Raw genomic sequence first — 16,182 nt, forward strand, 5'->3', positions numbered from 1 at the left:
CCGCCTCACGCACTTCAGGCTGGGCCAGCAGCTGCGACTGCACCTCGCCCAGCTCGATGCGGAAGCCCCGGATCTTGACCTGCTGGTCGGCACGGCCCAGGTATTCAAGTTCGCCCTGAGCGTTCCAGCGCACCAGATCGCCCGTGCGGTACAGGCGATCGCCCGTCTCGCTGAACGGGTTGGCAATGAAACGCTCTGCCGTCAGTCCTTGCCTGTTGAGATAGCCGCGTGCCAGGCCTTCACCCGCCACATACAACTCTCCCACCACGCCCTGCGGCAGCAGGTTCAGGCTGCCATCGAGCACATACAGGCCCAGGTCCGGAATCGCCACGCCCACGGGACTGCGTCCGCCATCCAGATCCGTCTTGGTGATCTGCCGGTACGTCACATGCACCGTGGTCTCGGTGATGCCGTACATGTTGCTGAGTTGGGGGCTCTGGTCACCGAAGCGATCAAACCAGGGCCGCAGGCTCTCGGGCTCCAGCGCCTCGCCGCCGAAGATCACCTGGCGCAGCGCCAGGCCAGCGCCGCCTTCTTCATCCTGCTCCACGGCATGAACCAGTTGCCCAAAGGCCGAAGGTGTTTGATTGAGAACCGTTACGCGCTCGGCACGCAGCAAAGCCAGGAAGTCCTGGGGCGAGCGGCTGACCCAGTACGGCACCACCACCAGCCGGCCGCCCGTGCACAGGGCGCCAAAGATCTCCCAGACCGAGAAGTCGAAGGCGTAGGAGTGGAACAGGGTCCAGACATCGTCAGGCCCGAAACCGAACCAGGCATCGGTGGCATCCAGCAGCCGTGCCACGTTGCGGTGGCTCAGTTGCGCGCCCTTGGGTTTGCCTGTCGAGCCCGAGGTGTAGATCACATAGGCCAGGCTGTCAGCCGAGACTTCAACCTGCGGATCGGTATCGGGTTCGCCCGACAGGTCCAGCGTGTCGATCTCCAGCACCTGCAGCACAGCAGCGCCGGGAATGCGCTCGCGCACCGCAGCCTGCGTCAGCACCAGGGAGATCCCGCTGTCGGCCACCATGTGCGCCAGCCGGTCGGTCGGGTAGTCCGGGTCCAGCGGCACATAGGCGCCACCCGCCTTGAGGATGGCCAGCAGGCCGACCACCATCTCCACCGAGCGCTGCATGGCAATGCCCACGCGCGTCTCCGGGCGCACACCCAGAGTGATCAAGCGGTGGGCCAGGCGGTTGGCCTGGGCGTCGAGTTCTGCGTAGCCGAGACCGTGGTTCTCGAAGGACAGCGCCTGCGCCCCGCCTCGCGCCAATGCCTGGCTGGCGAAGCGGCCGTGCAGCGTCTGCGCTGCGGCCAGGCGGCAGGCAGGCAGGGCAGCGGCGCGGCCCCATGCCTGCTGCCTGTGCAGTTCGGCCGCGCCCAGCAAGGCGACCTCGCCCACCTTGCGGGCCGGATCATCGGCCAGCGCCTGCAGCATGGCTACATAGTGGCCGGCCTGCGCGCCGATGGTGGAAGCCTCGAACAATTCGCGGGCATAGGTCAGGCGCAGATGCAGGCGGCCCTGCGCATCCTCGGTGGTGTCCACGGTCAGCTCGAACTGGGCGCCCTGGCCCTGCAGCGCATATTCCTGCAGCTCCAGCCCAGGCAGTTGCTGCAGCGCGCTGCGGTCCTGGCGCTGGTGGTTGAACAGCACCTGGAACAGCGGCTGGGTGCCGGCGTTGCGTTCGGGCTGCAGCGCCTCGACCAGTTGCTCGAAGGGCAGGTCCTGGTGGGCCTGCGCGCCCTGGGCGGCCTGCCGGGCCTGGTCCAGCAGTTGCGCCAGGCCCATGCGCCCGTCCAGCGTCGCGCGCAGAACCTGGGTGTTCACGAAAAAGCCTACCGTGCCCTGCGTTTCCACCCGGTGGCGGTTGGCAATGGGCACGCCCACGCGAATGTCTTCCTGGCCCGTGTAGCGGTGCAGCACGGCCTGCAGGCCGGCCAGCAGCAGCACAAACAGCGTTGCGTCCTGAGCCTGGGCGCGGCGGCGCAGGCTGCCGACCAGATCGGCCGGCAGCTGCAGACCATGGCTGGCGGCCACATGGTCCGCGCCGGGCCGGCGCGGGTGGTCGGTGGGCAGTTGCAGCACGGGGTGCGTGTCGCCCAGCTGGGCGCGCCAGTAGGCCAGTTGCCGCTGCCGCTCGCCGGCCTCCAGCCACTGGCGCTGCCAGGCCGCGTAGTCGGCGTACTGCAGCGGCAGGGGTGCGGCCTGCGGCACCTGTCCCTGGCACCGTGCGCGGTACTGCTGCACGAATTCATCCACGATGATCTGCATGGACCAGCCGTCGGAGACGATGTGGTGCATGGCCACGACCAGCAGATGCGCCTCGGCCGACTCCCGGATCAGGCCCACGCGCAGCAGCGGCCCGGCCTGCAGGTCGAAGGGCTGACGGTGCACGGCAGCCGCCGCCTGTTCCAGTTGTTCCTGACGCTGCGCAGCGGGGAGTTCGGACAGATCCGTTTGCTCGACCCGCACACTGCCCTGTGCGGCGATCACCTGCACCACCTGCCCGTCCCCGCCCATGCGGAACACCGTGCGCAGCGACTCGTGGCGCGCCACCAGCGCGTCGAAGCTTTGCTGCAGCGCCAGCACATCGAGCGTGCCCAGCAGACGCAGCGCCCCACTGATGTGATAGGCCGTACCGGCCGGCTCCAGCTGCCACAGGAACCACTGGCGCAATTGCGCAAAGGACAGCGGCAGCGGGCCACTGCGGTCGGCCCTGGGCAGGGGCGCCGTGCCTTCGGTCTGCTCGGCGCCGGCAACCGGTCCCTCCACCAGCCGTGCCACACCCGCTGGCGTCTTGCCCGTGAACAGCTGCTTGGGCGTGAGCTTGACGCCGCGCTTGCGGGCGCGCGCCACCAGCTTGAGCGCGAGGATGGAGTCCCCGCCCAGCGCGAAGAAGTCGTCATGCCGGCCCGCGCGCTCCAGGCCGAAGAGGTCGGCCCAGACGGCGGCCAGCGCCTGCTCGGCCTCGCCTTGGGGCGCCTCGAAAAGATCGGCGGCCGCCTGCTCCGGCACGGGCAGGGCCTTGCGGTCGATCTTGCCGTTGGCCGTCAGGGGCATGCCCTCCAGCACGGTGATGCTGGCGGGCACCATGTACTCGGGCAGCGCCTGTGCCAGCGCGGCGGCCCACCCCGGCCTGTCGGCGGGCACGCCGGCCTGGGGCACGGCATAGGCATGCAGCTGCATGCGCCCGTCCCCACCCCCACCCCCACCCCCACCCCCATCCCCATCCCCATCCCCATTCCCGTCCAGCCGCGCCACGACTTCGGCCTGGGCCACGCCGGGCACGGCCTGCAGCGCCAGCGCCACCTCGCGCAGCTCCACGCGGTAGCCGCGCACCTTCACCTGGTCGTCCATGCGGCCGAGGAACTGCAGGCTGCCATCGGCCAGCATGGTCACGCGGTCGCCCGTGCGGTACAGGCGCTTGCCCGGCTGGAACGGGCTGGCCACGAAGCGCTCTGCCGTCTGCCCGGGCCGGGCCCGGTAGCCGCGCGCCAGGCCCGGCCCGCCCAGGTACAGCTCGCCACTGGCGCCCAGGGGCACGGGCTGCAGGTCGGCATCAAGCACCAGGGCGCGGCTATTGGCCAGCGGCCTGCCCACGGGCAGGCTTTCGCCGCCACGCAGCGCCTCGCCCGCCTCCTGGGTGAGGATGCCCACCGTGGTTTCGGTGGGGCCGTAATGGTTGAGCACACGGCAGCCGGGCCTGAGCGCGGCGATGCGGTCGATCAGCGGCCAGCGCGTGGCCTCGCCGCCCAGCACCAGGCGGCTGGCAGGCAGCACGTCAGCGGGCATGCCGGCATTGAGCAGCCCCTGCAGATGGCTGGGCACGATCTTGAGCACGTCCACGCGGTGCTCTGCCATGTAGCGCGCGAAGCCGTCAGGGTCGAAGGCCAGTTCGGGCGCCATCAGATGCAGCGCGCGCCCCGAGCACAGCGCGCCGAACAGCACGGTGTGCCCCAGGTCCGCCGCCACGGTCGAGACCATGGCCATGCTGCGCGCCGCCTCGGGCAGGTCCAGCCGCTGCAGCACGGCCTGCACATAGTAGGCCAGCGCCCCGTGGCTGACGACCACGCCCTTGGGCTGCCCGGTCGAGCCCGAGGTGTAGATCACATAGGCGCCCTGTGCGGAATGCGGCGGCGCGGCCGGCGGCGCCTGCCCCGCAATGCACGGCTCCTGGCAGGCATTCAGGTCCAGGCTCAGCAGGGGAACGCCCGCGTCCCAGGCGGGCGCCTGCTGGCAGAGCATCAGCACCGCGCCGCTGTCGCGCAGCTGCCAGGCCAGCCGCTGCGCCGGCAGGCCGGGGTCCAGGGGCACATAGGTGCCACCGGCCTTGAGCACGGCGAGCAGGCCCAGCACAAAGGCGCAGCTGCGCTCGGCATGCAGGGCCACCCGCACATCGGCCCCCACGCCGCGCGCCACCAGGGCCCGGGCCAGCTGGTCGGACTGCCGGTCCAGCTGTGAATAGTCCAGTGCCGAGCCCGCGTCCCTGACCGCCGTGCCATCGGGATGGGCCTGCACGGCGCGCGACCAGAGCTGCAGCACGCTGTCGGCGCCAAAGGCCTGCACCGGGCCTGCAGACTCCGACACGCGGCCTGGCAGCGACAGCTCGCCGAGCCTAGGCTGCCTGTCGCTGATTGCGCCGGTGACCTGCAGCGCAAGGTCCTGGAATGCGGCGGCCATGTCGCGCACCACGGCCTCGTCGAACAGGGCATCGGCATAGATCAGCACGCAGTCGATGCCGTCCTGCCGGTCGGTGAAGTCCAGGCTCAGGTCGAAATGCGCCTGGCCGCTGGAGACGGCCTGCATGGCGATCTCCAGGCCTGCGATGTGGCGCGCGGCCGAGGCATCTTCCTGCTGGGTGCACTTGACCTGGAACAGCGGGTGAACGCCCGGCTGGCGGGCCGGCTGCAGCGCCTCGACCAGCAGGTGGAACGGCAGGTCCTGGTGGGCCTGCGCGCCCAGCACCGCCTCGCGCACCTGCGCCAGCAGCGCGCCGAAGTCCTGCGCGGGATCGATGTGCGTGCGCAGCACCAGCAGGTTCAGGAAGTAGCCGATCAGCCCATGCGTCTCGGCCTTCTGGCGGTTGGCCACGGGCGTGCCCACGCGCAGCTCGCGCGTGCCGCTGAAGCGGTACAGCACCAGCTTGAGCAGGGCCAGCATCACCATGAACAGCGAGGCGCCATGCGCGCGGCCCAGGGCACGCACGCGGGTGGCCAGTGCGGCGGGCAGCGTGAACTCCAGGCGCTGCTCCTGTGCCTCCTGCGCGGCCGCCCTGGCCTGCTTCATCGGCAGGGCCAGGGCCTCGTGCTCGGTGCCCAGCCGGGCGCGCCAGTAGTCCAGCTGCCGCTCGCGCTCACCGGCATCGAACCAGCGGCGCTGCCAGACGGCGTAGTCGGCGAACTGCAGGGCCATGGCCGGCAGGCGCGATGGCTGCTGCGTGCGCAGGGCCTCGTACAGGTGGAACAGCTCCTGGATCACGATGCCGTTGGACCAGCCATCGCCCGCAATGTGGTGCAGCGACAGGCCCAGCACATGCTCCTGCGCGCCCAGCCGGCACAGGACGGCGCGCAATGGCGTTTCCGTGTCCAGCGCAAAGGGCTGGCGGGCCAGCAGCAGCACCTGGCGCTGCGCCTCGGCCTGCGGATCGCCGTCCGTCCATGCGCCCAGATCGACATGGCGCAGGGGCACGGGCGCGGCGGGCTGAATGGACTGCCGGGGCTCGCCGTCCTCGCCGGCCGGATAGCAGGTGCGCAGGATCTCGTGGCGCTCGGCCAGGGCCTGCAGCGCCTGCTCCAGCGCCAGCGCATCCAGCGGCCCCTTGAGCGACAGCGATCCCACCATGTTGTAGGCGGGGCTGGCGGGCTCCAGCCGCCAGGTGAGCCAGAGGCTGCGCTGCGCGGGGGACAGGGCAATGGCCAGCGTGCGGTCGCAGCGGGTGATGGTGTGGGCCGTCGTGTTGCAGGCGTCGCCGTCCGGCAGGCCACCTGCGCCACCTACGCCAGATGCAGCGGGTGCACCAGATACACCCCGGAGCCTCAGGGCCAGTGCGGCACGCTGCGTATCGGACAGGCGGGACTTGCGGGAATCGAGATCGTTCAGGGACATGGTGGTCTTCTCACGCAGATGCGAAGGCAGCAAGGGCATCGCCTTCATCGGTAACGGTGGCCTCGATCTCCTCGATCAGCCGGGTCTCCACCAGCACGGCCAGCTCGCCGACGGTGGGGGCCTTGAAGAAGGCGGCAGGGTGCAGCTCGACACCAAAGCGCTTTTTCACGCGGCCCAGGATCTGCAGGGCCAGCAGCGAGTCGCCGCCCAGCTCGAACAGGTTGTCGTCCACGCCCACCGGGGCGATGCCCAGCATGTCGGTCCACAGCGCGGCCAGGGCCTGCTGCAGTTCGCCTTCGGCCGCAACGTAGGCGGTCTGCAGCGCCGGGCGCGGATGGCCGCCACGGGCCTGCGATCCGTTGGCAGGTTTGGCGAAGGCTTCGGTGGCAGGTTCTGCCAGCGCATCCACCAGCCCGGCATCGATCTCGCCCAGGCGCTGCTGCAGGTCGGTGGTGGAGATGACCACCTGGTGCGGCACATCGCCGTTGACGATGCGCTCGAACACCGCTGCCGCTTCTGCGCCGCTCCAGCCTATGCCCTCGGGAATGCGCATGCCGGCGGCCATGCCCAGGTCACGCCAGGCGTCCCAGTCCACGGAGATGACGGGCCAAGCGCGCTGGCGGCTGGCCAGTGCCGCCAGTGCATCCATGCAGGCATTGGCGGCGGCGTAGTCGCTCTTGCCCAGGCCTGCGGTGAGGCTGGAGATGGACGAGCACAGCAGTACGAAGTCCGGCGCCCGCATGTCCTGCATGTCCTGCGTGCCCAGCAGGTCCAGCAACAGCCGGGTGCCGCGCAGCTTGGGGGCGAATACGCGCTCCACGCTGTCCCGCGTGCGGGTGGACAGCATGCCGCTGTCGGCATGGCCTGCGGCATGGACCACGCCATGCAGCGCGCCAAAGCGCTGGTGCGCCTGCGCCAGCGCCGCCTGCATCTGCGCGGCGTCGGCCACATCGGCGGCCAGGGTCAGCACCTGGGCGCCCTCGGCCTCCAGGGCCAGCAACTGCAACAGTTGCTGGCGCAGGGTGCGCGGCTGCCCGTCATCGGCGGCCAGCGCCTCCCATTGGCTGCGCGCAGGCAGCGCCGTACGGCCCACCAGCACCAGGCGGGCCTGCCAGTGCACGGCCAGATGCCGGGCCAGCGCCAGGCCCACGCCGCCCAGGCCGCCCGTGATCAGGTACACGCCCTGCCTGCGCAGGCGCGGCGCTGCGGCTTCCTGCCACTGCAGGGGCTCGTAGGTCTTGCGCCAGCGGTGGGCACCGCGCAGGGCGATGGCCGTGTCGGCCGCGCGCAGCCCATGCGGCGCGCGGGCTTCGTCCAGCAACTGGCGCGCCAGCCGGGCCTGCATTGCGGGCGAACCCGCCTGCACCACATCGACGAAACGGCAGTCGATGGACGGGCATTCCTGCGCTATCGCCTTGCACAGCGGAAAGACGGCGGCCATCTCGGGGTTCAGCGCTTCCAGCCCGGTCACATCTTCCGAACCGCCTGCGGCCACCAGCAGCAGCCGCCTTTCGCGCGGGCCTCCAGCACCGTGCGCACGGGCCTCCAGCGCCTGCGCCAGGGCCAGCACGCTGTGAAAGCCGCGCTCCAGCGGCGCAGGGGCGGCCGCGCCCATGGCCCACAGGTGGTAGATGGCGTCCACAGGGCCGAACCGCGCCTGCACCGCCTCGAGCAAGTCATCGCAATCGCGGCGCTCGCCGGGGCGCACGGCATGCCGGCCCGGGGCCGCGCAGGCGGGGGCGGCGCCCGCTTCCACGCAGACCACATCGGTGCCCTGCGCGCGCAATGCGTGCACCAGGGCCTCGGCCGTGGCACTGCCGTCGCCAAACACCAGGGCCACCTGGGCTGCGGCTGCGGCGGTGCCTGCCGCCAACTGCAAGGGACTGCGCTGCCAAGCGGCTGCGTAGAACGGACCGGCGGTCGCCGAGGGACCTGCCGTACCTGCCGCTTTCGGTGCATCGCCACCCTGCCCCGCCGCCTGCACCCAGAAGGAGCGGCGCTGGAAGGCATAGGTCGGCAGCGGCACGCGCCGCCCTGGCCGCCCGCCCCGGCAGGCAGTCCAGTCGATGTCCACGCCCGCGCACCACAGGCCGGCAACGGCCTGCGCCAGCAGCTGCGCGCTGCGTGCGGTCTGCTGGGGATGGGCCTGGCTGGGCCAGATGCCGGCCGCCGTGGCGGCGCGCGCATGCTGGCGGGCCAGGGCGGTAAGGGCCTGGCCGGGGCCTACCTCCAGCAGCACACGGCCCGGCTCTCGCACAAGCTCGTCCAGCCCGTCCGCAAAGCGCACGGTATGGCGCAGGTGGCGGGCCCAGTAGGCGGGGCTCATGGCCTGCTCGGCCGTGATGGGCCTGCCGGTCACGCTGGAGATGAAGGCCAGGCGCGGCGCATGCCGGGGCACGCTGGCCACCACCTGCTCCAGCTGCGCCAGCAGGGGCTCGGTCATGGCCGAGTGCGAGGCCACGGCAATGTGCAGCCGGCGGGCGGTGATGTCGCGCGAGCGCAGCGCCCCTTCGGCCGCCTCGATGGCGGCCAGCGGGCCGGACAGCACGCACAGGCGTTCGCCGTTGACGGCACCCAGGTCGCAGCCCGCGTCCAGCAGGGATTGCAGCTCGGCCTCGGCCAGGGGCACCGAGGTCATGGCGCCCTGCGGCAGCGACTGCAGCAGGCGGCCGCGCGCCGCGACGATGCGCAGGGCATGCGGCAGCTCGAACACGCCGGCCAGGCAGGCCGCCACATACTCGCCCAGGCTGTGGCCCAGCATGGACACGGGCTGCACGCCGCGTGCCATCCACATCCGGGCCAGCGCATAGCCGATCACGAACAGGGCCGGCTGGGCCTTGTCCATGGCGGACAGCGCCGCGTCGGCCTCCACCTCTTCACCCGGGGCGTGGAACAGCCACTGGCGCAGGTCCCAGCCTGTTTCGGCCTGCAGCAGCTCGCAGCAGCGGTCCACCTCCTGCCGGAACACACCGCCGTCGCGGTACAGGTCCAGGCCCATGTTGGCGTGCTGCACGCCCCCGCCCGGGAAAAGAAAGGCCACGCCGGGCGGCTGTGCCGGCACCTCGGTGGCCTGGCCTGCCGGCGCAGCAGCAGAAGCAGCAGCAGCAGTAGCAGAGAGGTGCAGGCCCTCCACCGCCATGCCCATACCGTCTGCCACCACGGCACGGCGATGGCCGAAGGCGCGGCGGCCCTGCTGCAGGGTGTGGGCCACATCGTCCAGCGACAGGCCACTGCCGGCCTGCTGCAGATGGGCGGCCAGGCGGCACGCCGCTTCGTCCAGCGCACGGGGGCTGCGAGCGGACAGCGGCAGCACCTGCCAGCCCCGGGCTGCATCCGCCGGTGCACTGGAAGGAGTGGCAGAGGTGGCAGGGGCGGCAGCAGCCTCCTGCAGCACCACATGGACATTGGTGCCGCCAATGCCGAAGGCGCTCACGCCCGCGCGGCGCGGCGTGGCCGCCTGGGGCCAGGGCTTGGCCACGGTGTTGACATGGAAGGGACTGCGCTCGAAGTCGATCTGCGGGTGCGGCCGCTCGAAATGCAGGCTGGGCGGCAAGGTGGCATGCCGCAGCGAGAGCACCGTCTTGATCAGGCCCGTGACACCGGCGGCCGCATCGAGATGGCCGATATTGGTCTTCACCGATCCGATGGCGCAGTAGCCCCTGCGCTGCGTGCTGGCGCGAAAGGCCTGGGTCAGCGCCGCGATCTCGATGGGGTCGCCCAGCGCCGTGCCCGTGCCATGGGCTTCCACATAGCCGATGGTGTCGGCCGGCACGCCCGCCAGGGCCTGCGCCGCGCGCACCACGGCGGCCTGGCCGTTGACGCCGGGCGCCGTGAAGCCTACCTTGTCTGCGCCATCGTTGTTGGCGGCGCTGGCCAGGATGACGGCGTGGATGGTGTCGCCGTCGCGCAGCGCATCGTCCAGGCGCCTGAGCACCACAATGCCCGCGCCGCTGCCCTGCAGCGTGCCTGCGGCCTGGGCATCGAAGGCGCGGCAATGCCCGTCCGGCGAGAAGATGGCTCCGGCCTGGTAGCGGTAGCCGCCGTTTTGCAGCAGGTTGAGCGAGACGCCCCCGGCCAGCGCCATGGCGCATTCATGGCCCAGCAGTGCCTGGCAGGCGGTGTGGACGGCCATCAGCGAGGTCGAGCAGGCCGTCTGCACGGTGACGGCCGGGCCGCGCAGGTCCAGCTTGTAGGCCACGCGCGTGGCCAGGGCATCGGCCATGTTGCCGCTCATCAGGCCCAGCAGGTCGGCGACCTGGGCGCCAGGGCCCGGCGCATGGCGGGGCAGCAGATGGCGCATCAGGTAGACGCTGGCGCCCGTGCCCGCATACACGCCGATGGCGCCGGGATGGCGCCGTCCCTCGTAGCCCGCGTGCTCCAGCGCCTGCCACGCGCATTCCAGAAAAAGGCGGTGCTGCGGGTCCAGCTGCTCGGCATCGCGCGGGGTGTAGCCGAAGAAGTCGGCATCGAAGAGGTCCATGCCGGCCAGCGGCACGCCGGCCTTCACGTAGCCGGCATCGTCCAGCAGGGCCTGGGGCACGCCCAAGGCGCGCAGCTCATCGTCGCTGTAGCGCTTCACGGACTCGACGCCGTCACGGATGTTGGCCCAGAAGCGGTCGATGTCGTCGGCGCCCGGAAAGCGCCCGGCCATGCCGATGACGGCGATCTCCAGGCCGGTGGTTTCGGAGGAAGAAGGCATCAGAGGGTCCTTTCGATGTGGCGCTTGCGCTGCAGCAGCGCCTCGCGGCGGCGCTGGGCCGCGTCCATGCCGTCCCGGGCGGCGGCCGCCTGCGCGGCGCCGTCGCCCTCGCCCTCGCCCTCGCCATCTGCGCCCTGCTCGATGCGCCGCGCCAGGGCCGACACCGTGGGGTGCTTGAAGAGATCGACCAGGGACAGCTCCCGGCCCAGCCGCGACTCCAGCAGGCCATGCACGCGGATGAGCTGAAGCGAATGCCCGCCCAGGTCGAAGAAGTTGTCGCTGGCGCCTATGCGCTCCACGCCCAGCACCTGGGCCCAGAGGGCGGCAATGGTCGCGGCCACGCCGCCCTCGGGCGGCTCGTAGGCCTGGCGCTCCAGGGCCGGCAGGGTGGGCGCCTCGGGCAGCGCCTTGCGGTCCACCTTGCCGTTGGCGTTCAGGGGCAAGGCATCCAGCACGGTGATGGACGAGGGCAGCATGTAGTCGGGCAGGGCTGCGGCCAGCGCGCTGCGCAGCGCGGCCATGTCCAGGCACTGTCCCTGCTGCACCGAGACAAAGGCGGCCAGCCGCGCACCGTCGGCCGCCTGGCGGGCGACCACCACGGCCTCGCGCACGGCGGGGTGGGCCAGCAGTTGGGCCTCCACCTCGGCCAACTCGATGCGAAAGCCGCGGATCTTCACCTGGTGGTCCACGCGGCCCAGGTAGTCGATCTGGCCGTCGCCGCGCCAGCGCACCAGGTCGCCCGTGCGGTACAGGCGCTCGCCCGTGCGGCTGGCGGGGTCGGCGACAAAGCGCTCGGCGCTCAGGCCCGGCCGCCGCCAGTAGCCGCGCGCCAGGCCCACACCGCCCAGGTACAGCTCGCCAGCCACGCCGCGCGGCACCTCGTTGAGCGCGGCATCCAGCACATGGGTGCGCAGCCCGGCCACGGGGCGGCCTATGGGCACGGACAACGCGCCCTCGTCCCGGCAGTCCCACCAGGTGACCTCGATGGCCGCCTCCGTGGGGCCGTAGAGATTGAGCAGGCGGGTGCCGGGGAAGGCCTGCAGCACGGCCGCCTGCAATTCGGCGGACAGGGCCTCGCCGCTGCAGATGATGCGCTGCAGCCCCTGGCAGGTGGCGGCCGCCGGGTGCGCCATGAAGGCCTGCAGCATGGACGGCACGAAGTGGATGGTGCTGACCTGGTGGCGCGCTATCAGCTCGGCCAGGCGCCGGGGATCGCGGTGGTCGCCGGGGGCGGCCAGCGCCAGGCGTGCGCCGGTGGTCAGCGGCCAGAAGAATTCCCAGAAGGAGATGTCGAAGCCGAAGGGCGTTTTCTGCAGCACCGTATCGCCCGGGCCCAGCGGCTGATGCATCTGCCCCCACGCCAGGCGGTTGCACAGCGAACGGTGGCGGTTGGCCGCGCCCTTGGGACGCCCGGTCGAACCCGACGTGTAGATCACATAGACCAGGCTGTCGCCATGCAGGGCAACGGCCGGGTTGTGGGCCGGCATGTCCTGCAGCCGGGACGCCAGGCCCGGCACATCGACCAGTTGGGCACTGCAGCTGGCCGGCAGGCGGTCACGCACCTGCGGCTGCACCAGCACCAGGGACACGCCGCTGTCCTCCAGCATGTAGGCGATGCGGTCGGCCGGGTGCTCGGGGTCGATGGGCACATAGGCCGCGCCGGCCTTCATGATGGCCAGCAGCCCCACGACCATCTCGATGGAGCGCTCCATGGCAATGCCCACCGGCACGCCGGGCCGCACGCCCGATGCAATCAGGTGATGCGCCAGCCGGTTGGCGCGCGCATTGAGCTCGGCGTAGCCCAGCGTGGCCTCGCCCAGGCACAGGGCCGGGGCATCGGGGCTGCGCGCCACCTGCTGCTCGAAGCGGCGGTGCACGATGTCGCCGCCGTGCAGGATCTGGTCATTGCAGCTCCAGGCCGCCAGTTGCTGGCGTTCGCCGGGACCCAGCAGCGGCACCTCGTCCACGGCACATTGGGGCTGGTGCGCCAGTGCGTCCAGCATGGCCGCATAGTGGGCGGCCAGGCGCTGCATGCTGCCCGGCGCGAACAGCTCGCGGGCATAGACCAGGCTGATGCCCAGGCTGCCATCGGAGCGCACGCGCACTTCCACGGTCAGCTCGAACTGCGCATCTGCGGCCGCCAGCGGCTGGCCGGCCACGGTCCAGCCCGGCACCTGCTGCAGCGCGTGCCAGTCCTCCACCAGATGATTGAACAGCACCTGGAACAAGGGGCTGTGCGCCAGGCTGCGCTGCGGCTGCAGCGCCTCCACCAGTTGCTCGAACGGCAGATCGTGGTGGGCCTGCGCGCCCTGCGCCGCCTCGCGGGCCTGCTGCAGCACGTCGGCCAGGCGCATGCGCCCATCGATGCGGTTGCGCAGCACCAGGGTGTTGACGAAAAAGCCGACCACGCCCTGCAGGTCGGCATGCGCGCGGTTGGCCACGGGCACGCCGACGCGGATGTCCTCCTGCCCCGTGTAGCGGTACAGCAACGCCTGCCATCCTGCCAGCAGCAGCGTGAAGAGCGTGTCTCCCTGCTGGCGGGCCTGCGCGCGCAGCGCCTGCAAGGTTGCGCCGGACAGCTCGAAGCTGTGCCGTCCCGCCCGATAGCGTGCCAGCGCCTGGCGCGGATGGTCGGTAGGCAGGGCCAGCACAGGCTGGGCCTCGCCTGGGGGCACCTGCAACCGTTCCAGCCAGTAGGCCAGCGAGGCCTGTTGGCCTTGCTGGGCCTGCTGAGCCTGCTCCCGCTGCCAGACGGCGTAGTCCACATACTGCAGCGCCGGGCCGCTGTCCGGGGCGCCGGCATACAGCGCCGCCAGATCGTCCAGCAGGATCTGCATGGAGGCGCCGTCGGAGACGATGTGGTGCATCACCAGCGCCAGGATGTGCTCATTGGCCTGCAGCTGCACCAGGGCAGCCCGGGCCAGCGGCCCCTGCTGCAGATCAAAGGGCTGGGCGCACAGCGCCTGCAGCCATTGGGCGGCGTGCTCCTCGCGCTGCGCGGGCTTGCCCTGCGCGGCCTGCGCGGCATCCAGCCACTGCAGCTCCAGCCTGCCCTGGGGGTCCAGGCGCTGCTCGACCTCCCCATCGGGCCGGGCGTTGAATACCGTGCGCAGCGAACCGTGCCGTTCGGCAAGGCCCTGCACGGCTGCACGCAGGGCGCCAGCATCCAGCGGCCCGGTGATGCGCAGGGCGCCCTGCACGTGGTAGGCCGTGCTGCGCGTATCCATCTTCCAGAGAAACCATTGGCGCTGCTGGGCCGGCGTCAGCGGCAGGGGCATGGCGCGACGGGCCTCGGCCAGCGGGGCAATGCGCTGCAGCGCCGTGCCCGGCTGGCGCTGTTGGCACAGCCGGTCGATGTCCTGCGCCTGGTCGCGCAGCCGCGGGTGCTCGAAGACCCGCCCGGCTGGATACTCCAGGGACCATTGCCGGCAGATGCGCGCGGCCAGCCGCACGGCGGCCAGGGAGTTGCCGCCTTGCGCGAAGAAGTTGGTCTCGCCGGCCGGCTTGTGCAGGGCATCGCCACCGAGCACCTCGCACCACAGGCCGGCCAGCGTGCTTGTGGTGGGATCTGCCGCACCCGCCTCCTGCGGTGCCTGGCTGCCGCCGCCCGCGAAGCGGCCCGACTCGAACACGGCCCAGGCATCCAGCGTGCGCGCGGACCAGCCCTGGCGGCAGGCTGCGCGCTGCAGCTTGCCGCTGGAGGTGCGGGGCAAGGCGCCGGGGTTGAGCAGCACGATCACCCGGGGCGCCTCGCCGCACTGCGCACCCACGGCGGTGCTCAGTGCATCGACCAGGGCCTGGGCCGGCACCAGCTTTTGCATGCCGAACGAGACTTCGGCAGCAATGCCTATGCCTTCCCGGCCATCGATGTCCACCGCAAAAGCGGCCACGCGCCCCTTGCGCACGGCTTCGACCTCGGCCTCGACCACGCGCTCGATGTCCTGCGGGTAGAGGTTGTGCCCGCGCACGATGATCAGGTCCTTGATGCGGCCCGCCACATGGACCTGCCCGCCGTGCACGAAGCCCAGGTCGCCCGTGCGCAGCCAGCGCCGGCCTGCATGCTCGACAAAGGCCTGCTGCGTTTGCTGCGGCTTGCCCCAGTAGCCCTGGCTGATGCTGGGGCCGTGCGCCCAGATCTCGCCCACGCGGCCGGGCTCCAGCACCTGCAGGCTGTGCGGATCGACGATGTTCACCGAATGGCCGGGAACGGCGGGGCCGCAGCCCACCAGCGGGGTGGTCTGCGAGGCGCCGGAGCTTTCCTCGGCCCGGCCCTGGCCCAGGGCCTCGGTATCGAAGGACGTGATCGTGGCGCCTGCGCCGCAACTGCCGCCGGTGACGAACAGGGTGGCTTCGGCCAGGCCGTAGCAGGCATAGGCCGCGTCGGGCCGCAGGCCGCAGGCGGCAAAGCGCTGCGCGAAGGCCGTGACGGTGTCGGCACGCACGGGTTCGGCACCCGTGTAGGCCAGCCGCCAGCTCGACAGGTCCAGCTGCGCCAGTTGCGACGGCTTGATGCGCTCCAGGCACATGCGGTAGGCGAAGTCGGGGCCGCCGCTGATGGTGGCGCGGTGGCGCGAGATCAGCTCCAGCCAGCGCACCGGGCTTTCCAGAAAGAGGCGCGGCGAGGTCAGCACCAGCGGCAGCCCGCTGTACAGCGGCTGCAGCAGTCCGCCGATCAGGCCCATGTCGTGGTACAGCGGCGCCCAGGACATGAAGCGGTCGCCCGCGCCGATGTCCATGCGCTGCTGGATGGCGGCCTCGTTGGCGATGAGGTTGCCGTGGCTGACCATCACGCCCTTGGGCGCCGAGGTGGAGCCCGAGGTGTATTGCAGGAAGGCGATGTCGTCGGCAGCCGGGGCATGGGGCCGCCAGGCGTCGGCATCGGCCAGGTCCACCTGGTCGGCGGCCACGGCGGCAATGCTGGCAAAGCGCGCATCGGCACCGGGCAGGGCCTGCATCACTTCGGCCGTGCTGATCACGCAGGCCGCATCCGCGTCGCCCACGATGCCCAGCAGCCGCTCCAGGTGCTGCACGCGCAGCGATTCCAGCGGCGGCACCGGCACGGCGATCACGCCCGCGTAGAAGCAGGCCAGCATGCTGGCGGCGTAGTGCTCGTCGTTGTCCATCATCACCAGGGCGCGCGCGCCCACGGGGCACAGCTGCTGCAGCCGGGCGGCCAGCGCGCGCACGCGGCGGTCGAACTCGCCATAGCTGTGGCTGCGCTCGACCACGCGGCCGTCCTTCACGGCGGCCACGGTGAGCCAGATGTCGTCGGGCCGCTGCTGCGCCAGCCCCCTCAGGTGCTCGACCAGGCTGGCCGGCGCCTGGCCTGCTGCCGCGATTGCACTTTGTCCACTCAGCATGTCAGCTGCCTCCCGGGTTC

The 16,182-nt window shown here is 71.4% G+C and carries 3 protein-coding genes; all 3 read right to left on the reverse strand.

All coding sequences use genetic code 11. The annotated features are described in order from the left end of the window. A partial coding sequence (locus DA1_RS27595; protein ID WP_162269890.1) for a non-ribosomal peptide synthetase occupies positions 1–6,103 on the reverse strand: 6,103 nt, incomplete at its 3' end. A 10-nt stretch (positions 6,104–6,113) separates the two neighbouring features. Further along, a complete protein-coding gene (locus DA1_RS27600) occupies positions 6,114–10,802 on the reverse strand; it encodes a type I polyketide synthase (RefSeq protein ID WP_034395829.1) in 4,689 nt (1,562 codons plus the stop codon). Further along, positions 10,802–16,162, reverse strand: a complete 5,361-nt coding sequence (locus DA1_RS27605) for a non-ribosomal peptide synthetase (protein WP_034395832.1) — start codon at positions 16,160–16,162, stop codon at positions 10,802–10,804. The genes DA1_RS27600 and DA1_RS27605 overlap by 1 nt, the downstream gene beginning before the upstream one ends. Between the last annotated feature and the right edge of the window lie 20 nt (positions 16,163–16,182).

Source organism: Delftia acidovorans NBRC 14950 (genome assembly GCF_001598795.1).
In the GTDB taxonomy this organism is placed as follows: domain Bacteria; phylum Pseudomonadota; class Gammaproteobacteria; order Burkholderiales; family Burkholderiaceae_C; genus Comamonas; species Comamonas acidovorans.

Coding starts and splice junctions, on each gene's coding strand:
- DA1_RS27600 (WP_034395829.1), bottom strand. CDS start 10,802: ATGCCTTCTTCCTCCGAAACCACCGGCCTGGAGATCGCCGTCATCGGC.
- DA1_RS27605 (WP_034395832.1), bottom strand. CDS start 16,162: ATGCTGAGTGGACAAAGTGCAATCGCGGCAGCAGGCCAGGCGCCGGCC.